Here is a 21,844-nt window from a genome sequence, read left to right as displayed (position 1 = left end):
CGGTACGGTCGATGCACTGCCCCCGCGAACCACCAGGATCACCAATGACCCAGTACTTCACCGTCAGTGGATCGGATGCCGTTCCGCAGCGCTCGACCACCATGCAGGCCGAAGGCTTGCGCGAAGTGGACCACCTCGAGCAGTGGATCGTGGCGCACCCGGAAATCCTGGGCGACGACGTGATGATCGTTTCGACGCAGTTCGCGCGATGGCAATCGGCTGCGGGGGATCTCGCGTCCGAGCGATTGGACATCCTCGGGCTCGATTCGCAGGGCACGCCTGTCGTCGTGGAGCTGAAGCGGGGAGGCGACAAACGGGTGCATCTGCAAGCCCTCACGTATGCAGCCTTGGTGGCGCGATTTACAGCCGAGGACCTCGGAGCGGTCCACGCTGCCTACTTGAGAACGTCGGAATCAGAACCCACACCCGCCGAGGGATACGCACGCCTCTTCGAGCACGTCGACGGAAATTGGGACCCCAAGGCACTGGCGCGGCCGCGCATTGTGCTCGTCGCCGAGCACTTCCCCTCACAGGTGCTCACCACCGTGTCGTGGCTGAACGACCGATCAGCGACCCTCGTCACCGTCGAGTGCGTCCAGTACTCGCTGTTCACCAGCGGCGAACCGTCGAACACTCTGTCGGTCGGCTTCTCCCGCATCTGGCCGGTCGACGATCTGGACGACCGACTGCTGGCGCCCCGCATCGCCGAAGAACGTGAGGCGCGCGAGGATATCGCGGAGCGGAGTCGCGGACCGCGCGTGGCATCCATCGCCGTTCGGAACGGACTCATACCGGTCGGCGCGGAAGTGACGCTGAACTTGAACAAATATATCGGCGGTGACGTCGTGGCCGCGGTCGAGGAGTGGAAGAGAAACAACCCCGAGTTGAGTTACGCGGTATGGGGAGATGATCCTGCGAAACCTCTGGCGTGGCCGGGCGATCCCGACAAACGCTTTTCACTAACCCGGCTCGCCAAGCACATCATCACGTCGGCCGGTCGGCCGGAACCGGCATCGATACCTGGCGGGGACGTGTGGACGTACGCGGGCCGGAGTGTGTCGGCCATCGTGAAGGACTTCACCGAAGGGACCTAGGACACCCCGATCACAACCTGGCTCCGTTCGACCGCGTCCAGGTCGACGGCTTCTCGACGAGGAATCACCCAGGGACGACTCGCTTCGGCGTCGAGAACGGCCGGATCGAGGGAGTGCCCGAGTGCCCCGGCGAGAAGGTGGGCACCCAAACGCGGAGGCACCGCGTTCCCCACCTGCTGTGCCCACCCGGCCGACGCCCACGGGTAGTTCGCGGGGAACGTCTGGAGAATCCCGGCCTCTTTCTCTGTGAACCTGGACAGGAATTCGCCGCGCGCGTTCACGATTCGATTACGCGAGACCTTTCCCGTCACCGTGGCTGCGGGTTCGGACGACCTTCGCCGTCCGCGGAGCGACGGATCGCCACCGGTGCCGTAGTTGGAGATGACCTCGAACGGCTCCGGTCGCGACAGCACGTCCCCCATCGACACCCACGGTTGCGGATCGCTGCCGGCGGACAGCCGCGGAACACCCCGTCGGTAGCGCTGATGGGTCGGCGTCGGCATCTGCGGTGGCCTGACCCGGTTCGCCAGGAGGACTGCTCGTCGTCGGGTCTGGGGAACACCGAACTCCTCGGTGCGCAGGACCGCACACTCCACGTCGTAGCCCACTGCAGCGAGGACCGGTTCCATCGCCCGCCACACCGGGAGTGCCGCTTGCACCTGCTCCAGCACCACGGCCTCGAACGGGTGCTCCTCACGCAGGGCCTCGAGGATCCAACGTAGCGGTTCGAGCACCAGCCCCGACCGCTCGTCCTCCAGCATCGTCAACGACGCGCTGACGTCCTCCTGCTCGGCCATGCGGCCGACCAAACCTCGGAGCTCGGTGAGGGCAGCCCGCCCGCTACCCGAGCCGGCCACCGTGAAGGTCTGGCAAGGGGGGCCGCCGGTCAGAATGGTCGCGCCGGGAAACCGAGCCGGACCATGATCGCGCACGTCCCCTTCGGAGGTGTCGAGACCGGCGTTCCGGCGGGTGGCATTGGCGTTGGCGTCCCACTCGATACCGTGTACCGGCAGACCGAGCCAGGTCGCGGCCACATCCAGTCCGCCAGGGCCGGCGAAGAGGTCCACCACCGCATGACCCGCACCATCGAATGCTTCGTGGATGGTGTCGGTCATGATGGCGGAGTCTACGACACCGTCGGAGCCCCGCCGGCTGCCTCCGACGCGTCCTGACACGGACGCATCAGGCCGGTCCACGGACCGCCGACGCTGCTGCACCGAACACCGATCTCACCCGGTCGTCGAGCTGATCGTCCGACAGGGTGGCGAAGTCGACGAATGCCATCAGTCGCCGCAGCCGCGGGACCGCTTCGCGGAAAACCGCACGTCGGCTGTCGGTCGAACCCAGGTCGAGTGCGACGCGGGCAATGGATCGAGCGAGGGGTGTGACCCCGGCGATGGACCGTCGCTCGGTGATCTGATTGAGGTCGCTTTCCGAGAGGCTTCGCAGTAGCGAGTAGTCGTGCCCGGCCTCGGTGACCACCACGAAAGTCGTCGCTTGCCACCACAATCGGGCGAACATGTGCCGGGTCAGGTCCGTGGCGATCCATCGCTCGACGTTCCGGTTCGGGAACCGCCACTGTGTGATGTCCGGCATCGCGACCACCGACAGGAACGACCACACGCCGCGGGTCCCGGCCTCCACTGCCGTGATATTCATCGTCTTGTGGACGGTCTCCGCCGCAACCCGGTCGAACCGAACCAGATCGGCGGTGTCGACCTCGTACGGGTACCCGAAGTCCTCGGCGTTGGCACGCACCGCCTCCGCCAACTGCCGGACCCCGGTTTCGCCGATGCGTCGGCCACCCGTCGCCGCGTACGTCATCTGAGGATGTTTGGTCCGGGCCGCGACAGCCAGCTGTGCAGGCTCGCCCTCCAGCACGCGGTAGGCCACAGTCGCGGGCGCGAGACCGAGACGTGGCCACAGCTCCGTCACGACAGCGACCTCCCGAAGCCGATGGCGCGGGTACCGGCGGCGATGGAGCTCCGGAGATCCATGGACGACCGCAGCACAGCGTCGGATGCCCATGCTGCAGGCTCGTCGAGAACACGTGAGGTCAGGGTGCGCGCCGCCGCACCGAACGATTCGGGATCGCACTCTCCCAGCTCGTCCCAGTGCGCCAACGACCACCGCACCATCTCGTCGACCACGCCCTCCTCCATACCCTCGATCAGAGCCAACTGCTCGTCCGAATGGTTCTTGACCCGTTGCACTGCCTTCACCAGCTTGGTGTCGAGAGGGTTCAGCAGGAGGAGCAACGCGCCCATGGCCGGCTCGTCCGGGGACGCGGGCATCACGAGGTGCCAGCTCGCCCCGGGATCGATGCCGAAGGCTTCGAAGTCCACCACCTCGGTGGGAAACAACGCCTCTTGACCCATCAGTCGGAGCGGCTGCTCATGGCTCCACAGGATCGACCCGGCGCGGGAGGCCTCCCCCGCTCGGGGACTGAACCGATCGCGCTCGAGGACCAGCCGACGGGTCAGGACGATCGACGCTCCGGCGAACTGGGGGTCGATCTCGATCTCGACGTCGAATTGCCTGTTCACCAGGGGAACCCGCGTGCTGGGTCCGACGAGGTACGTATCGGATGCACGCCAACCGAAGTGAAATGCCAGAGGAGAGCCATCGGTCAGATGTGTGTCTGCCCTGATGCGAGCGACGTCGGCCTCGACCGCGCAGCGAAGACGGAGATCCGTGCGGTAATCCCAGTTCTCGACCTCCTCGCCGAGCGACTCCCACGTACCGTCCACGAGCTGCGACCAGTCCGACACCGTCACGGCATCGGCGCCGGGAACGAAATACGGCCTCACATCCGTCATCTCGTCATCCCTCCGCGGCTACCGAGACGGCCAGACGAACGACGGCATCGAGCGGAGGCTGCACCGAGACGACCCACAGACGCTCGTCCCGCGGACCCACTCTCAGATCCTCGCCCCGTCGGAACTCCTTCGTTCCCGGGCTCGTCCAGCCGACCACGACGGGCGCGTCCAACAACTCGTGGCTCTCGACCCCGCCGTCGATCACCACGGACGGTTCGGCGGTCACCGTGGTGGTGGTGGACCACGCCGGCATTTCGACGGTCGCCTTCACCAGAGCGACACCATCCTCGACAACCAGTGCGGGACCGTCGACCACCTTCGGCCTGGGCATCCGGGAACCGGGCGACCGGCCGGCGCGATGACCGCCTTCACGACCCGACCCGCCGGACGCCGAGCGACCCTCCGCGACGCCACCGACAAGGCCGGCCAATCGACCCGCCAACGGCGCGAGCGCGGCGTCGTGTTGCGACTCGGGACCGGCTTCCACGGAGATCGGCTTGAGATTGGCGTTCACGAAGCGGGCGGCCAGGCGGATGACCCCCAACGCTGTTCCGTGCAGCCCACTGGTGACCCAATCGTCGTGCGTCGGCGGTTCGGCGTCCGCGAAGTACCGGTCCGCCTCGACCGCCGACTTGAACACGGCGCCGTACTGGACCGCCTCGTTCGAGTGTGGTTCACCGGCAACGTAGTCGACGACGAGGTTCGCTTGCCGCATCCGCGCGCAGTGACGTGCCGACCCGGTGAACGGCGCGGCCAGCGCGAGCAGCGGATGCCGTGACAACGGAGCCATCGTCTCCACTTTCGCGAATCGCCCGATCTCGGTCGGTTTCGCACGACGCGGAGGAACGTCGTACTCACCGTCGCGGGACAACTTGCGAAACGCGTCGACGAACGGTCTCAACTCGATGGTGGACTCCGGCGCGGGAAGTTCGACCGCGAAGCCCTCGAACTTCACCGAGCATCGCAACCGGTTCTCCACGCCGTCCAGCATCTTGGGCCAAAGATTCCACATCATCGTCGACGCCATGTACTCCGCGGCCGACTGAGGTGTGCGGGGTTCCTCGGACTCTCCCGTTCTCACCGCCCCGAGATCGGCAGCAATGATGGCCACGGTCGTGCCCGTCTGTCCTTCGGCGAATCTGGGCAGACCGAGAGCATTCGCCATGTCCTCGGCGTCGCGGTCGATCAGCGCCTGCGCGATATCCCCGTCCCGTACTCCCAGCCAGTGACGACCGGTGTAGCGCACGCCATCGTGCTGGAACCCATCGCCCATAGCGGCGCCGATCAGTCGGCGTTGCATCTTGCCCCGAAACACACACTGGCTGTCCGCGACGATGACGTGACACTTGCTCACGTTGTAGAGGATCCCCTTACCGAAGCCGTAGGAGCCTCCGCCGAGGTCGACACCCTTCCGCTCCCCCACGTTCCGTATGAACTTGACGAAATCACCCCGCTCACCATCGAGCGGAGGCTCGTCCGCCCGGAGCGGTCCCCCGAGGCCGGTCGTGCCACGATCGGAAATGATGAGCACGGTCGGATCGGTGGTCATGGCCTGGGACAAACCCAGGTCGGCACCGTCGGGACCGGGCAGCAGGAAGTTCCGCCAGCCCTCGAGCCTCCTGCCGGACAGCTGACGGATCTGGACGTTGAACTCGACATCGTGACCGGGCAACGCTGCGTCGCAACTGTTCTGCGCTGCCTCGCGAACCAGCACCGTCAGCGGATCGAGTTTCGGCTTTCCCAATTGACGACGAATGCCCTCGGACGCGGTCGATCCCTCTGCAGCGACACGCTGCGACCACCATGTGGCCCCGGTCGAGGCGGTCATCGAACTCACCCGTCGGATCCCGTCAACGCAACCAGTTCGCCGTCGTCGGATTCGATCTCGGCATCCGTGAGATCGACGCTGACATACGTCTGGCTGACCTTGCTGTCGTCGTTCGCCGACCCGGGGAACACCAGCGCGATGCCGATGACATCGGCAGCCGCGTTCAGGGGATTCCTCGAGTCCTTGTTCGCCTTGTCCGGCTCCGACGTGGGGTCGATGGGATACAGGAGTATCAGCCCCTTCGACTTGACCTCCGCATGCTTGTCACGCGCGTCCATCAGCGCGTTCTCACTCATCTTCCGGGCCACCGATTGGTCGAGGAAGTCGACCGCACGATGGTCCTTGGACATCAGCGTCTTGATGTCGGCGCGTTCGACCCCGTCCACCTTCAGTTGCGATCGCACGATGCGGCCGAACTCCATGCCGCCGAGACGCACCATTCCACGCTCCGAGCCCGGTTTGGCCGCCATCACGGCGAGGTTCCACGTGTCGAGACTCCCTCGACGGCGCTGCTTGGCAACGTACTTGCCGATCAAGTCTGCATCGAGATCCGGCGAATCGGGATGCACGACATAGCTGTTCAGGAAGCTCAGCACGTCGTCGGCGTCGACACCCTCGAACAACACAGCCCCCGAGTCGACTGTTCTGGGCTCGATTCCCTTGGTCCTGACGCGAGACAGTAGACCGTCTGCAGCGTCGACGTTACGCAGCAGCCAGTCTTCGTCCTGCGTGCGAAAATACCGGGTCTGCACCCGCCGCCCGCCGTACGAGGCGTATGCAGGAATGGCGGCACCCATCTTGGCGGTGATCCGCAGTGTGGGATGCGTCCGGATCCGAACACCGAACTCGGTGGGTGTCAGGTCTTCGGATTCGTACCGTTCGATGTCGAGCCTGATTTCTCGTTCGACGGTCGCGAGATGCCGGAACCATTGCCGCAGCTCCTCGGTCATCCAGATACGGGGTAAATCCTCGTACCCGAACCGGAAGCCGAACCACCGAGCCATCTGCAACAGGGTGTCGTACGCTCCCGCTGCCCGAACGAAGTAGCTGACGGTCAGCCCCTCCAGAGTCAACCCTCGGCTCAGGGTGTTGCCGCCTACCGCGATCGCCACCTGACCGTCCTCGGAATAGTCCAGACGGTCGTCACTGCGGAAGTTGTCGATGACGATGCGGCATCGACCCAGGACGTCACCGACGAACGGACGAAGATCGTCGAACGCCAGGGGGGCCAGCCCGAACGTTCCGGCCGTCACCAGCGCGATTTCCCTGTCCCAGTGTGATGTCAGTCGTTCCACCGTGGCGGAATCTCCGGTCTCCCACTTCTTCGCGAGTCCGGAGACGAAGGCGCCGAGGGGTCCCCGGAAGTGATCGTGGATGTCGGTCTTCACCGACGTGTGGATCAGCATCGTCGCGTGGCCCTCGTCGCCGCGGGCACGTCGAGCGGCGGTCGCCAGGACGAACCACGTCAGGGCGTCGTCGAGAGTGGGCGGTATCGACGGGATGAACGCCTTCGCAGCACTCTTGCCCGACGGGCGGACGTCGTCGACATCCTCGTCCGGAATGATTCGGACCATATTTGACCCGTCGAGTTCGACCCCGTTCGCCTCGTCGCCTTCGACCACGTCTCTGCCGAAGATTCTCTCGGTACCGAAGTAGCCGTCCGGCTCGGGCAGATTGAGGATGAAGTCCTTCGGATAGAGGTCACCGGCACCCGGGTCGATCAGCACGTTGGCGAAGGGCGTCGCAGTGTATCCGATGTAGGTGCTCTTCGGCAGCTTGGCAATGATGCCCCTGATGAGCGGATTGATGATGCGAGTCTCGACGCTCGCCTGATCCGCTTCGTCGTCGATAACCAAGGTCGGGACGTCCCCGAGTGCGCGTTGTTTCACGGCGGGCTGAAGCCACTTGTCCAGGCGCTTCAGTACCGCGGCGTTCTTCTTCACCACGGCCAGGATCACACCGCTGTCGTCGACGTGCAGCAGTGACGTGGACTGCATCGTCGGAGCCTCGAAGTCGCCGCCCGCGTTGGTCAGTTGCTTCCACTTGGCGGGTGTCAGCTGGTGGAGCTGCTCGTCCAGGCGTTCCTGCGTCTGCTTACGGAGGCCGTTGTGGATGCCGGAGAGAACGATGACGAACTTGTAGCCGACGTCGGCGGCCTTGGCGATCACCGCGGTGAAGTTCGTGGTCTTGCCCGACTGGACGTACCCGACGACCAGTCCCTTCGAGTCCCAGTCCGTCGCGTTGGGGCGCGGAGTGTAGGCAATCACCTTGTTGGACGACCGGTCCAACGTGGTGACCCGCTTCTCGGGCCAAGCGAGATCCGTGCGGATGTACCGCTCCAGGGCCGGCCAGTACGTGTCCGCGGACGCGTTCGGTCCGGCGTACCAGGGCTCGCGCGGGCCGTGAATGATGGGTGGTCCCTCGTTGATGACGGTGGTCACCTCGTTGCGGTACTCCTCGACGAAACTCTCGAGCTCCTCGGGCTTAAGCCGACCGGTGAAACTCTTGATGGCGGAGTCGAGCGAGGTCTTTCTCGCCCAGCCCGCGAACACTTCGTAGAACGGGTCCACTGCGCATGTCCTTGTCGTAGCCGGCCCGTCGCCGGACTCGGTCGTAGGCACGGAAGACCGACGGTGCGCGCAGCTCGACGGCACGATCCGCTGGTCCGGAGGTTCTGCCTCAGACGTTGATTCCGTAGTCCCGCGCGATACCTGCCAGCCCCGAGGCGTAGCCCTGTCCGATGGCGCGGAACTTCCACTCGTCGTTGCGACGATAGAGCTCGCCGAACACCATGGCCGTCTCGGTCGACGCGTCCTCACTGAGGTCGAAACGGGCCAGTTCCCGGCCGTCGGATTTGTCCACGACCCGGATGAACGCGTTCACAACCTGGCCGAAGTTCTGACGAAGCGCCTCGGCGTCGTGAATGGACACCGGGAACACGATGGAGTCGACGGTGGGCGACAGCGCAGCCAAGTCGACGTCGATGCTCTCGTCGTCGCCGTCACCTTCGCCGGTCCGGTTGTCGCCGGTGTGCTCGATCGCGCCGTCCGGCGAGCGCAGATTGTTGTAGAACACGAAGAACTCGTCACTCAGCACGCGACGAGACGAGTCGAGCGCAATCGCGCTGGCGTCCAGGTCGTAGGCACCACCGCTCGTCGTTCGGACGTCCCAGCCCAGCCCGATGGAGACGGCAGTCAGGCTGGGCGCCTCCTTGCTGAGTGAGACATTCCCACCCTTGGCCAGTGTCACTGACATGTCTCGGTTCCCATCCTCGCGTCACCCGGTCTCGATTCAATCTAGCCATGACGGCCGTGCAAGTGGGCAAAATGGCCCTGCCGTTCTTCACCGTGGCTGGGTTCGACGATGGGACTCTCGGCGTAGCCCGGACGCAACGCGCAACGCCCTCCCCACGGCCTTGTCGGTCGGCCATCGTAGAGTCGGAGCGTCCACCAACCGCTCGGTCCGCGGTGAGTTCAGAGCGAGAGGGACAGCACCGCCATGGTCACCGCAATTGCCACGATCAACCTCAAGGGTGGAGTCGGCAAGTCGACGATGACGGCGGCGATGGCCGAGATCATGGCCGGCAGCTTCGGGAAGCGGGTGCTGCTCGTCGACCTCGATCCGCAGACGAACCTCACCACCATGATGATCGGCGGTGAGCGGTGGCAGGAACTGAATACGTCGCACCGGACCATCAAAGCGCTGTTCGAACAAGCCTTGGACTCGCGGGCTCCCGCGTTCGACATCGACAGGGCCATTCAGCGTGACGTCTCGCCACTCCGAAGCGTCACCGGTATCGACCTCCTTGCCTCGTCTCTCGACATGATCGAGATCTCAGAGGAGGTCGCTGCGTGGCAGTTCGACGAGCCCGACTCGCTGGAACCTCTGTCGGTCCTGAAGAACGCCGTCGAGTCGGTGGCACACCATTACGACTACATTCTTCTCGACTGCCCGCCGAACATGGGCATCGTGACCCGCAACGGTCTGATGGTGGCCGACGCATATGTCATCCCGACCATCCCGGATGTCCTGTCCACTTACGGAATCCCGCAGATCCAGAAACGGGTCGCGGCGTTCGCGGAAAAGTCCGGCCACAGCCTCAAGGCCCTCGGGCTCATCATCACGAAGTATCGGAAGAGCACCAACCTCCACCGAACGACCATTCAACGGCTGCAGAACGCCGTACTGGACTTCGACGCCCTGCGACCGGAAGATCGCAGTACCACCGAGCGTCCCCCGAACGTGATCCCGTTCTGGGTTCCCGACGCCATCGCGATCGCCGGTGCGGCCGACTACGGCTCGGGGAGTAGCGGCACGCTGGCCAAACGGTACGGCGGGGGCGAGGTCTTCGAAACGTTGGAAGACCTGACCGAACACGTGATGATGAATGCGAAGATCTACACATGAATCAACCCGGACCGGTCTCCGAAGCGCGGGCGCAGTTCGATGCCGGCATCGACCAGTTGGCAGCGGTCGATCCGGACGCCGCGGTGGTCGTCCTCACCATGGCGCGGCTGGCCGCCGACGCCATGCGCGGCGAGAACACCCAGTTCGCCAGTGCCGCTGCGCGAGTGGTCGATTCGGGGCGGACGTCGTCGCCGACGCGCGCTCAGTCCGCGGCGACGCGTACGCGATCGGCCCGCACTCCCGCCGTCCTCGACCCGTTCGACGTCTTTCGGTCGGACGGACGAGATGCCTTGCGGTCCCGGCTGGCCGAGCTTTCGCTCGACCAGCTGCGCGACGTCATCCATCAGTACGGCATGGATCCCGACAAGCGAGCCATGAAGTGGAAAACGGTGTCGAGGCTCCGTGACCGCATCCTCGAAAGCACCGAGGCGACACGCAACAGAGACCGCGCTTTCCACTGATCAGACGTCGAACACCACGTCGCTGAACAGTCCGTCGTTCTCGTGGCCGCCCTCCGGGGTTCCGAAGAGCAAGGCGCGATCGAGGTAACGATTGCCGCATTCGCAGGACGTCTCCGGGACGAGGACGCACGCGTGACACGCCGCGAGGTTCACGGCGTCGACTCCAGCTCCGCGCGATTCGATACACACCGGGTCGGCGGAGCACCACGACAAACGACGCAGCCCTTCGAGGAGAGCGGGGCCCAGTCGGTCCGACTCCGCTTGCGAGGCAACGCCTCCGAGGCTCCCAGCTGAATCGGAACTCGCTGTGTAGACGAGAAAACCGGCCATCTCGTCGTCGACGTACAGCCGCTCGCGCAGCGACGCGGCCGGATAACCGGCGGTCAACGCCATCTGGTCGATGATCACGTGCGCGAAGGTATGCAGCGCCACTGCGATCACACCGGAGACGTCCCCCAGCTGCTGCCACGGAGAGCGGCCCTTGGTCGCAGAGGTGAACAGAGTCCACCGTTCCTGTGCGAAGGACTTCCCCGCCCACCGCTCGAGCTCGTCTCGGTGGAACGTGAGGAAGACCCCTTCACCGATCACCTCGACGGCCGGAAGCCAGTGGACGCGGTCCGGGGTCAACGCGCACAGATTCTCCTCGCCGGTCTCGTCGGACAGTCGAGTGAAACCGTAGAGAGCCCGCACCTCACGCAGACGAGTCACTTTGCGAACGTCGGCGATCACGTGTTCGAGATCGACCGGGACCTCACGGGCCAGGCAGACGAAGTCGTCGTCCAAGCCGTCCTGCTCCCGACCCTCGACGAGCGCACGGTATTCCTGTCTCCGTAGGGCTTCCTCCGTGAGCAGGTCGTCGACCTGCTCACCCCGTCGGCGCTCGACCTCGGATTCGATTTGCTGTGCGGTGAATCGAGAATGTCTCGCCAGGCTCGCCACCAATGCCGGCGTCACGGCCGCCGGGTCCTCCAGCGCCGCCCAGTGTCTCGTGACGAACTTCGCCAGCGCCTGCGAGTAGGGCGGGATCGAAATGGCGGACCGGACAGCCGGCAACCAGACATTCGACGCACCGCGCTGCACGGCCCGCGGGATTTCGTCGCAGGGCTGCGTCGCGTCGGGCCCCAACCACGGGCGACGACCGCTGCAAGTTCCAAACTCTGCCAGAGCCCTCGGACCCACCGATCCGTCCAGCGACCGCGGGTCGACACCACACGTGCAGGTGAGCTCGAGGTCGGCCAGCGACGATGTGCGGCCGCCCGCCCTCAGGTGCATCTTCTGGCCCTTGCAGGAGTCCTGACCCTTGTGCAACCACCTGTAATACGGGAACTCGTCGATGTGGCCGCGGGTGCAGGCGACCACCAAGCGAAACGGGCTCAGTTCCGCCTTGTTCTCGCAGGTGCACTGAGTCTTCGCCGGGTCCTTCGACAGTTCTCGTATCGAGTCGATGCGGCGGCAGGACGGGCAGACCTGAGTGATCGGGAAGCGAATGACCGGGACGTCTCTCTTGTTCTTCGAACCCGCCGGCGGGGACTTCAGCTCGGACACGTTGAGACTGCGCGCCAGACGCGGCTCCGAAATCGTGTCGGCATCGCGAGGCTTCCATTCGTGAATCCCGGCGATCATGTAGCTCGTCGTATCGGAAGGGAACAGGCTTCCCACTCCGTAGGTGCTGAGCAGCTGGGTGCGTCGAGCGTTGGCCACGCTCATGTGTGACTCCTCATCTTGATCGGGTAGAGCGCACTTTCGGCGTCCACATCACGCAAGCTCATCAACGTGGGCCACGGTGTCTCGGTCTGCGTGTACTCGATGTCGACGTCCGTCAAGGCCGCGCCGGGCTCGACCAACAACGCCTCGGTGGGCGCCTTCGTGTCACGGAACTTGAACGCGCTACGCCCGCCGGCTTCGTCCATCCACACCTGCAGCATCGCGTTCAGCTGTTCGACGGTGTCCTCAACCTCCTCCGGCGCGGTCGCTTGCACGCGCCGCTCGATGGCGTCGATCAATTCCCGGAGCTTGTGCTCCTCCGCGGGAGCAGCCGCAGCGCCGCCTTCTCCAGACATGGCATCGATCATCAACCGCGCCATGGACACAAAGACACCGTGCAGTCCGCGGTCACGAGCGCGAGCGGCGAACGGGGTTGCGCTCGTGGCCTCGACGGCCCGGTACATCGCCTGATGGAAGGGAACGAAGTTCTCGAAGTGCGAACGGTCCCTGGATCGTGCGGAGTTGAGAATCGTGACCACCAGCCCCGGGTACTTCCGGCCCACCCGGCTCGTGGCCTGAATGTACTCGGAGCTCGACTGCGGCTGACCCATCACCGTCATCAAACCCAGCCGGTCGATGTCGACACCGACCGAGATCATGTTCGTCGCGAGAACGACGTCATCGGCCGAGCCGGAACCGTACTGCTGCTCCAAGCTTTTGAGACGCCGAGGGATTTCGGCGGACGCAACTCGGCTGGTCAGCTCGTTCGACGGTTGCAGGGTGCGGGCAGTCGATCCCGACCGACGAGCAACCACACCCAGCCGCTCGCGGACGTCACCTTCGACCTGCAGCAAGGCGCTGCCCAGAACACGAAGACTGTTGAAGTACCCCAACAGAGTCCAATAGGGATCCCGAACGGCCGGGTCGGCATCGATGTCCTGGCCCGCCTGCAGGAGGGCTCCGTAGGTCCGGACCATCAGCGTCGCATGACTCGTTCCCGGGCTCATCACGCCGACGTACATTCGAGTGCCGGCCATCTCGCGCGGAGCGGGCTCGGCGAAGAACGACTGATCGGGGTCGATGCCGGGCGGCGGGAATTGTCGGGAGTCTCGGTCGAACACACTCTTGATCTGCGAGCTCGACCGCCGAATGGTTGCCGTCGACGCGACGATCTTCGGGCGTGATCGTCGGTCGGTCCCGTCGATCGGCGACGAGCACGCGGCGTCGACAGCGGTCTCGTACAGCCCGACCATCGACCCCAACGGACCCGAGATCAAGTGCAGCTCGTCCTGAATGATCAGGTCGGGTGGAATGCCTACTCCGTCGCGCGCGAAAAGTTTCCGCACCTCCGGTCGCCAGGCCATCATGGCGAATTTGTCGACAGTCCCGAGGACAAGTTCCGGGCGGTACTCGTAAATATCCTGATCGACGACGTACACCGGCAGGCCCGACGAGAATTCGCATGTGGAATTCCCGCACGCAATCCGCAGCCTGGCGCCGGGACCGACCACCAGCGAGTACTTCGAGTGATCGAGCGCTCTGCCGCACCACGGGCACTGCGTCAGCTGAACGGGATTCGACTCGGTGATTTCCGTTCCGGACCGAAGCGCTCGGAGAGCCTTCTTGGCGTCGTCATGCGTGTTGGGCGTTCCCCCACGTCCGACCCAGAGACCGATGGCGAACGGCCTCGAACCGAGTTCGCCGCGGTCGGCGCGCACCCGTTCCAACGCGCACATCAACATCGTCGCGCGCTCGAACTGCTGAATGGTCAACAGGCGCAACGTGTATCGCATGATGACCGCCACCCCGATGGCGCCGTCGTCTCGGATACGACGGAGCAGCAAGATGAACGCGACCAGACCGAGATACGCCTCGGTCTTACCGCCGCCGGTGGGGAACCACAGCAGATCCGCCACATCGCGGTCCGAGTGGGCGGGGTCGGCCAGACCAGGCAAATTGAGCAGGACGAAGGCAATCTGGAACGGGTACCACGTCTGGTCCGCGCCGTCGTCCACCGGTCCAGTGGCGCCCGCCCGCACCCAGACCTGTCGCGCCCGCTGTGATTGCATCGCGCGGTTGGCCAGCTGGAATGCGGCGAAGACGTCTCTGTCGGTGGACAGGAGACGGATACCGGCCTCGATCCGATCGGCGGCTTCGCGCGCCTGCTCGAAGTGTCGGTCGGCCGTGGGCTTGAGTTCGTCGGCGACATCGGCCCGGTCTGCACTCACCGCCGCATGACGTTCGTCGATCCACGCTCGGTAGGACTCGACCAGCAAACCCAGGTTGTGAACGACGGTCGCTGCGTCCTTCCGACCCAGGGTCGACATCCGAAGATCGATCCCGTCCGCTGAGCCGGGACGCGCCCGCGACACCTCGAATGCCGGCAGCTGCGTCGTCCGGATCCGATCGGTCGCCACCCGCGGCGAGGCGTCCCAGGTGACAGCGCAGCCATGACCGATGCCGAATGTTCTCGCGTTGCGATACATCAGGTCGGCACTCTGCAGATCGGGGTCGTCGCCAAGGCGGTTGGGAGCACCACGGTCGAGCAGCGCCGGGGGGGCGGTGCTCACCGTGATTTCGGCTTGAAACCATGCATGCGCGTCACGAAGTTCGCCCTTGCCGGTTCTGGCGGTGTTCCGAAGAATTGCGGAGATCGTGACCGTGCTGTTCCGCGGTGTGCGCGTGAGCGTGTACAGCTGAAGTCCGGGTGCCACGTCTCGCGTCATGGTGCCCACCGTCGCGATCGGGTGGACGACCGTATCGATCTGCGCTACAGCGCGGGTCCACGATGACGGCTTCGCCCGGCCTCGTCGGCGTCCTGTTGTGTCCTCCGGAGGCTCGTCCACGTCGACGGACGGCACGTACCGGGCTGCGGCGATGTCGATGCTCACGGACTCCACCGAGTTCGCGTCCACGGTGAACGTCAAACCCATCGACGACGGATACCGCATCATCGACTGAGCAACGGGCGTGTCGCCGGCGCTGTCCTCGGAGTCGGACTCGGCGCTGTCCGGCTCGGGTTCTTCCTGGAGCTCGTCTTCCGTCGGCCACAGCACGCCCACCACGTATCGGTCCAATGGCAGCTCGTCCAGGACCTCGTCGTCACCGAGCCCCGGACCGAACAGATCCTTCGTCAGTTGGTCGACCATCTCTGCCCGGAAGGCGTACATCGACTCGAGCTGGTCATTCGTGTTCGTCATGCTCTTCCGTCCCACTTCGAGTCCCATTGCGGTCGCACCAACCCCGACAATCGGGGTGCCAGCCAGATGCCGGATTCACCCAATCCTGCTTCGGCGCAGACCTCGGGCGAGCCCGTCACGGACTCCACCGTCATCACGGTCGCCCCGTTCATCACCATCGGAAAAGCGGAGTTTCTGATGCCGAAGAGTTTCCTGACGCTGCGTCCGAACTCCTCGTCAGTGCGGGCGAAGGCCGCACCCTCGGCCTCGTGAACGAGGTAGATCGGAGCGTCGCGAGTGCTCCACCCTGTATCCAGAGTCAGCGTCACGGGCGCGCCGGTCAGTCGACCCGACGCGAGGAGGGCCTGTGCGGCATGAACCGACTCGACCTCGTCGGTCGAGAACGGGATATCCGTCGTGACGTCGCCGTTGCGGAACTCGATGGCGCGAACGCGCTGACCGCCTCGACCGTGGACCTTCTCCATCCACCGTCCGGGCGGCGCATCCTGCTTCTTCATCCACGCCTTCGCGGGCTTCGGACTGCAGCGACGAACCTCGTCGCGAGCTCGACTCAATGCCACGTAGTTGCGCCGCGCTATCGCAAAGTCGTCCTGGTCCGATTCCCAGTCGGTATCGAGGAAGAACACGCGGTCGAACTCGAGGCCTTTCGCTCGATGCACGGTCGACACCACGACATCTTCGGTGTTGTCGGCCAGTAGCGCAGTCGGTATCCCGTAGCCCCCGATAGCGCGCCGAATGCGCGATATGTCGAGCTCGTCCGGTGAACGGAACACACCCTCCGCTTCCTTCAAGACACTCCACGCCGTGTCGGGATCGGCCACGGACGTCGAACGGAGCGCCGTGACGACCTCGTCGCGACGAGTCACCGCACGCGGCAACAACCTTGCCAGTTCGGATACCCAGGCGCTCGCGCCTTGCTCTTGTGAGGGTCGACGCAGCGTGTGACGAATCTTGAGCGCGGTGAGCATCTGCGATACCCGGAGCGCATCTCCGTTGGTCTTGGTGAGTACGGCGGTTGTCCGACCGGCACGGTAGACATCGGCCAGCCATACTTCCGGGTCGACGGGCGTGAGTTCTGCGATGAACGCATCGACGACCGCCCGCGCCTTCGTGCCGTCGTTCATCGTCCGCAGACGGTGACCGAGATCGACGACCGCGAGTGGGATCTGACCGCGCGCCCGGAAATTGCGGGCGAGCGACGTAACCCGCGTGTCGTCGAAGCGTTCGAATTCCGTGAGAATCTCCGTGTGTGCGACGCGCTCGGCGTCCGTCAGCTGGAAGTCGTACAGTGCCTGGTTCGGGTCGCCGAGAGCGGTGAATCCGACCTCCGATCCCACGCGTTCGATCAGTGCCAGCGCGAGGCGCGCCCGCTTCCCGACGAGATCCTGGACCTCGTCCAGAACGATGTGGCCGAGGTCGTCGAGCATGGGCAACTCGGTCTCGTCGTCCTCGAGCAACTGGGTTGCTTGCTCGATCCGTCTGTCGAACGTCCCCGACGGGTCCAATCCGGCATCGATGATGACGCGGCTCGCGAACGAGTCGAAGGTTCGGATCTCCGCGCCGGCCAACCCTCGGGTCGCGAGTCGTTTACGCACGGCGGCGACGGCCGCGCGCGAGAAACTCAGGACGAGAACCTCCGTAGACAGCGAGAATTCGTGCTCGGTCGCGAGGAACTCCAACCGGGCCGCCACAACCTCGGTCTTGCCCTGACCTGCTCCGGCGACGACCACCAACCGGTCGGACGGAGCCGCCTCGGCCACCGATTTCTGACGTGGGTCGAGAGCGAGAGCGCCATCCGGTTCAGCGGGAGCGGTGGGGGCTGCGGCCGAGACGTCCAACACAATGGTGTCGTTCGCAGAAACCGTGTCGTGCGCTGCGTTTCCGACGCCGGCCGCGGCTGACTCGGCCGCATCCGCGGCCGCGCGGCGACGGTCCCGGAACCGCACCAGGGGATCCACCGCACCGAGTCGCGCACGCATTCGGTCCCTGAACTTGCCGCCGGTCACCGGCGGTAACGAGCCGGAACCCGTCGACGACAGCTGCGAATCGGAACCGATGTCGGGTGTCTGAATGCCGAGTGACGACATCGCGCGGGCAAGCCGCGCTTCCAGGACACTCAGCGCTTCGCGATCTCCCCGGATGAGCAGATCGCTTGCATCCGCGATGTCGGACCATTGGTCGAGGCGACTGCGCAGAGCTCTCACGTCTCGTAGCGGGTCCTCCTCTGTCGACGGCGGAGCATCCCGCACCAGTAACGCGGGGCTCATCGTCAACGACCATTCGACGTTGTCGTTCCTCCGCGCCCGTAACGCGGAAGCAAGCGCCGGTCGCACATCTGCCAGAACCCGCTGTCGAACGTGCGAGCCGAATGGAAGGTCGTTGCGCTCGAACAAGTTTGGGCGGATAGCCGTTTGCGTGTCCGGTTGGTCGAGGAGCCCACCCACGGATTCTGTGTCGAAGTACAACGACGACGCCAGATCAACCCGAAGCAGAAGACCCCGCTCGTCGGACCTCGGATTTCCCCCATCGACGGGGTCGTCGGTCGCGACCGCCCGCGACGTGCTCGCCTCGACCGACCGAAGCTGTACACGACGACGAACCACGTGCGAGTCGATTCCCAGTTCCGGCACGTACAGACGCCACGCAGCGAGGTACAGCTCCTTGCTCGATGTCGCCCCGGACTGAAGAAGCTCGTCCAGAGCGTCGAACAGCTCGGCACTCTCGGCGGTTCGACTCTGACGCCTCGCCCAGGAGTTCCACTCCTGCCGGTAGCCGGTGAACAATCGCTCTACATCGACGCCGTACTCGCGACGGTAGAACTCCGCCTCGTGCCGTAGTTCGGAGAGGTCGACAGCCAAAGGTTGCGATCGCCAGTCCATCAGCTCGCCTGCGTCGACGAGGCTGTCCAGCGGCCAGAGCATCTCCGGCGGTACGTCGTTCGCGGTGACATCGGGCCGAAGAAACTGCAGCCCCTCGGACGTCGGGGCCACGCCCATCGGGAGTTCCCCGTACGCATCGGCGAGATCGGCGAGGACCGTCGGCTGCGAAGCCGGAGCGTTGACCGCGGACGCGCGAAGCGCCTTGACACTCGACTCCAGCGATCTGAGCACAGCAAGCCCATCCAGCGTGTCCAACGGTCTCCGTTCGTCTGTTCGGGCAGTCGCACCTCGACGCTACCGGGAGGTCGGTCGGTTCACGTCGCAATGATCGACGCGGTCACGTCGTCGGATGGCGCCGGGTTCTTGATCTCGGCAACTCGGGCCCTAATCGTGTCTTTCGCTCCGTCGCTCATCTGCACCGAAATGAAGTCGTTGAGCAGGGCCGGATCGGTGGTCACGCGTGATGCACGTTGCTTGACCCGCCAGGTCTTGGCGTCGCGCGGATCACCGAACGTGACGACTCCGACACCGTTCTCCCCGGCGACGGCGCACACCTCGAATACCTGCGCTTCGGTCGCCGTTTCGAGATGTGGTGGTACGTAGAAGAATACCCACGCGCGCGTTGCGGCGCGGCGGTGAGCCAAGGCCTCGTACACCGCGGCGATGTCGATCGACACGAACGACTTCACTTCGATACTGGAGACGTCCATCGACAGTTGCGGAACGAACTCGAAATTCGCAAGACCGACGGTGACCAGGTCCGGGCGCGTCCATCGACCACCAGTAAGTCGACCACCTTGCATGGCGGTGTTGTCGACCGCGATGGGAACGAGTCCCAGCGTCTCTTTCCATTCCTCGACGGGAACTTCGCACAACGGTGCGTACAGGAGGGATTCCTTCACCTTCGCGGACGGGAGCGCCCGGCCCTCATCGGTCAGGCCGAGGGAACCCCATCCGCCGGCCACGCTGACGGCCAGCTTCTTGGCGATGAGGTTCTTTCGCGATGCGTCGTATCTCTTGTCACTGAATTTGCACCGCTGTTGCAGCGTCTTGTGTCCGACGGCGTCGCCCGCCTTGTGCAACTGGTCGAGAACTTCGTTGTCGTCCACCGTGATCTGCGGAACCCTGGCCATTGTCGAGCCCACCCCCTCTGTCGTCGCTCCGGAGAGCCGGTGCTGTCAGTACCCGCTTGCTCGGTTCACCATGGCGTCGTCACGGGTGCATGTCCAGCCATAGGGTCGGAGTGCCTCGAGAATCTGCTGTTCGTCGGCCACATCGAGATGCAGATACGTGCCGTTGTGCACGCTGTCTTCCACCCGGCCGAACTTCTCACGTACCGCCGCCGGCACCTCCCGGAGCATGTCGCGGGCAGGCCACGCCGGCCAGTCGCCATCGGCATGACCCGGAACGGCATCGAGATCGTAGGGCTCGTCGTCTGCAGGAACATCGGCCTTGCCCGCGTCGAATTGCTCGACGACGCCTGCCCAGGTGTCCGGACTCAGATTCCGCTTTGCATCACCCCATGTCGCGAAATCCGACCGCAGAATCGAAAGCTGTTCGGCGCGAGCTTTCGGTACGAAGACCAGCGCACCATCGACATCACCGTAGACATAGTCGGTCATGCAACGAGCCTGTCACGGACTGACGGTCCACGGCTGGGATTCGAGCTGATTCGCGGCGCACCCATGCGGCGGCGAGTTCGGCCACGTTGTGCGGGCTCAGATCCCCAGCCGCGCAGCCAACTCCGCCCCACCGACGTCTCGGATGTAGGCCGGATCCCCGCACACCACCAATTGGTCTCGCGCCCTCGATAATCCGACGTAGAGACGCTCTCGTGACCGATCCCGCCCGCCGGACTCGTTCACAGCGAGCACGACCGCTCGCCGTTCGAGACCCTTGAACCCGAGAACGTGCCCGTAGAACACCTGGTCGTGGTCCCAGAAGCTGCTCCAGTACTCGGCCTGCCCCTCTGCCTGACGTGAGACCTGCTCGGGGTGCCGGGTACCGGTCGTTAGAAGCGCGACATCCTGCTCCCGCCATCCCGACTCCAACAACACGTCGATCTGGTCGTCCGCGTGGTCCAGTGCATCCGCCGCCGAGCACGTCACCATCGTCACCGCGGGTCCGTCCCCACCCAGCAATCGCATGCGTTGTCCGGCAAGCGGACCGAAGCACGTCGCGATCTGCTTGGTGTTCCGGATGTTCTGATCGAGCACGATCGGCACCAGGTCCAACGGCGGGGTGCCGTGCCGGTCGAACACTCGCTGCGCCTCGTCGCTGAAGAGGTAGATGGAGCCGTCCTCTGCACTCCGGAGGGATTCGACCACAGGACTCCACCACGCATCGGCGAAGTCCTGCGCCTCGTCGACGACCACGGCGTCGAACTTGTGGCCCGGGGCGAGAGCGGCGGCCAAGTCGGCCATCTGGGCGGGCAGGTCCTCCTCCCAGAACTTCACGCTCTCGGCGGTCCTGACCGACTCGTCGGGGCCCGTCGCCGCGCCCCACTGCATGCCGAGTGCGTGGAACTCGCCGACGTACGCGGGTCGTTCCTTGCGCGGCCACGTCGCGGTCAGCCGCTTGAGATACGACGCCAGGCCGTGCGAGTAGCACAGGAGCGCAACGCGCTTCCCATCCTTCTGCAGGCGGCGGGTCTGCTCGAGCGCAAGAAAAGTCTTCCCGCTGCCGGCGCCGCCACGGATCTCGACACGCTTCAGCAGCCTGGTGGCCCGCAGGATGACCGCTTGCTGCGCGGTCAGCGTGTCCGCGGCGTCCTCGTTCGCTAGGGCTCGCGACAGGACATCCTTCTGCGGCAACCCTCGCCCACCGAGCACCGCCAGCAATTGTTCACCGGATCGTGGATCGAGGGTGCCGTCCGACTTGTGTCGCAGGATGGCACGCAGCGAGTGACCGAGCTGAGGCAGCCCGGCCCGATCGACGACGCTCCACCGTGGGCAGTCGGGAAGCGAGAAGTCCTCAGCAAGTTCGGTGTTCGGCAGGACGACGACATGGGTCCACGGGAACCCCTTGCCCAGCGTCCATCGTGGGTCGTCCTCCACGTAGGTCCGGAGCGCGTACTTCGCATCCCGTACCTGTGCGACAGGGTCTATGGCGTGGTCCGTGCCCTGCCGCGTCTGCACCCAGGTCGATCCGTCGTGCGAGACCTGTCCGCCCTTGACCTCCACACACACGACACCGAGACCGTCGAGGTGGACGACGAAGTCGATCTCGTAGTCCTTGTGGTGGTCGGTGACCCGCCGGTTCGACAGCACGATGTCGTGCTCGCCTAGCTGGTCGACGAGCGCTTCGTAGACGGTCCTCTCAGCGCCGTTCACGAGCGAAGGGGGACCGGGAACATGGGGCATTGGACGAGGGTGCCATCTCATCACATCAGTGATCGGTTTTTCGCTCACGGGATTGTATTCAACCGCAGCAGAACACATCGAACGGCCCGC

At 64.9% G+C, this 21,844-nt stretch carries 15 protein-coding genes; 3 read left to right on the top strand and 12 right to left on the bottom strand.

Annotation, left to right across the window (positions count from 1 at the left end; genetic code table 11):
* The first annotated feature begins 44 nt into the window (after positions 1–44).
* Complete coding sequence (locus A3Q40_RS03155; RefSeq protein WP_068099760.1) at positions 45–1,094, top strand: hypothetical protein; 1,050 nt, start codon at positions 45–47, stop codon at positions 1,092–1,094.
* Here the strand turns inward: A3Q40_RS03155 and A3Q40_RS03150 are convergent.
* The 6 genes from A3Q40_RS03150 to A3Q40_RS03125 all read right to left on the bottom strand — a co-directional run bounded on the left by A3Q40_RS03150 (position 1,091) and on the right by A3Q40_RS03125 (position 8,996).
* Positions 1,091–2,209: a DNA cytosine methyltransferase gene (locus A3Q40_RS03150; RefSeq protein WP_068099759.1), complete on the bottom strand. Its 1,119-nt coding sequence runs from the start codon at positions 2,207–2,209 to the stop codon at positions 1,091–1,093. The two genes, A3Q40_RS03155 and A3Q40_RS03150, sit on opposite strands and share 4 nt — an antisense overlap.
* 67 nt (positions 2,210–2,276) lie before the next feature.
* On the bottom strand, positions 2,277–3,029 hold the full coding sequence (locus A3Q40_RS03145) for a DUF6339 family protein (protein ID WP_068099758.1): 753 nt from the start codon (positions 3,027–3,029) through the stop codon (positions 2,277–2,279).
* Positions 3,026–3,913: a hypothetical protein gene (locus A3Q40_RS03140; RefSeq protein ID WP_068099757.1), complete on the bottom strand. Its 888-nt coding sequence runs from the start codon at positions 3,911–3,913 to the stop codon at positions 3,026–3,028. Before A3Q40_RS03140 ends, A3Q40_RS03145 begins: the two co-directional genes overlap by 4 nt.
* A gap of 4 nt (positions 3,914–3,917) precedes the next feature.
* Entirely contained in the window at positions 3,918–5,741 is a 1,824-nt protein-coding gene (locus tag A3Q40_RS03135) for a hypothetical protein (RefSeq protein WP_157889482.1), read from the bottom strand.
* Between the two features lie 5 nt (positions 5,742–5,746).
* The gene (locus tag A3Q40_RS03130) at positions 5,747–8,311 is read right to left on the bottom strand and encodes a Z1 domain-containing protein (RefSeq protein ID WP_068099755.1); all 2,565 of its coding nucleotides are present in this window, start codon (positions 8,309–8,311) and stop codon (positions 5,747–5,749) included.
* A 109-nt stretch (positions 8,312–8,420) separates the two neighbouring features.
* The gene (locus tag A3Q40_RS03125; RefSeq protein ID WP_068099754.1) at positions 8,421–8,996 is read right to left on the bottom strand and encodes a TerD family protein; all 576 of its coding nucleotides are present in this window, start codon (positions 8,994–8,996) and stop codon (positions 8,421–8,423) included.
* Between the two features lie 297 nt (positions 8,997–9,293).
* Here A3Q40_RS03125 and A3Q40_RS03120 point away from each other — a divergent pair, with 297 nt between their 5' ends.
* Together A3Q40_RS03120 and A3Q40_RS03115 are read left to right on the top strand one after the other, a co-directional pair.
* Positions 9,294–10,148, top strand: a complete 855-nt coding sequence (locus A3Q40_RS03120; RefSeq protein ID WP_235606551.1) for a ParA family protein — start codon at positions 9,294–9,296, stop codon at positions 10,146–10,148.
* Positions 10,145–10,609 carry a hypothetical protein gene (locus tag A3Q40_RS03115; RefSeq protein WP_068099752.1) on the top strand — a complete coding sequence of 155 codons (465 nt, stop codon included), beginning with the start codon at positions 10,145–10,147 and terminating at the stop codon, positions 10,607–10,609. Before A3Q40_RS03120 ends, A3Q40_RS03115 begins: the two co-directional genes overlap by 4 nt.
* On the opposite strand, the gene drmB is transcribed toward A3Q40_RS03115, so the two are convergent.
* From drmB to A3Q40_RS03085, 6 genes are all read right to left on the bottom strand, one after another.
* Positions 10,610–12,316: a DUF1998 domain-containing protein gene (drmB, locus tag A3Q40_RS03110; protein WP_068099751.1), complete on the bottom strand. Its 1,707-nt coding sequence runs from the start codon at positions 12,314–12,316 to the stop codon at positions 10,610–10,612. It abuts the gene before it with no gap.
* Positions 12,313–15,513, bottom strand: a complete 3,201-nt coding sequence (locus A3Q40_RS03105; protein ID WP_068099750.1) for a helicase-related protein — start codon at positions 15,511–15,513, stop codon at positions 12,313–12,315. The genes drmB and A3Q40_RS03105 overlap by 4 nt, the downstream gene beginning before the upstream one ends.
* Positions 15,510–18,647, bottom strand: coding sequence for a UvrD-helicase domain-containing protein (locus tag A3Q40_RS19660; protein ID WP_157889481.1), 3,138 nt, complete (start codon positions 18,645–18,647; stop codon positions 15,510–15,512). Before A3Q40_RS19660 ends, A3Q40_RS03105 begins: the two co-directional genes overlap by 4 nt.
* Positions 18,648–18,706: 59 nt before the next feature.
* On the bottom strand, positions 18,707–19,525 hold the full coding sequence (locus A3Q40_RS03095) for a hypothetical protein (RefSeq protein ID WP_068099748.1): 819 nt from the start codon (positions 19,523–19,525) through the stop codon (positions 18,707–18,709).
* Between the two features lie 45 nt (positions 19,526–19,570).
* Positions 19,571–20,014 (bottom strand): hypothetical protein, encoded by a 444-nt coding sequence (locus A3Q40_RS03090; protein WP_068099747.1) that lies wholly within the window; start codon positions 20,012–20,014, stop codon positions 19,571–19,573.
* A 96-nt stretch (positions 20,015–20,110) separates the two neighbouring features.
* Positions 20,111–21,754 (bottom strand): nuclease-related domain-containing DEAD/DEAH box helicase, encoded by a 1,644-nt coding sequence (locus A3Q40_RS03085; RefSeq protein WP_068099746.1) that lies wholly within the window; start codon positions 21,752–21,754, stop codon positions 20,111–20,113.
* Between the last annotated feature and the right edge of the window lie 90 nt (positions 21,755–21,844).

It is taken from the genome of Rhodococcus sp. PBTS 1 (assembly GCF_001620025.1).
GTDB classification, from domain to species: Bacteria; Actinomycetota; Actinomycetes; order Mycobacteriales; family Mycobacteriaceae; genus Rhodococcoides; species Rhodococcoides kroppenstedtii.
Note: the sequence above shows the minus strand (reverse complement) of the source record. Positions and strands in the feature narration are given on the sequence as shown.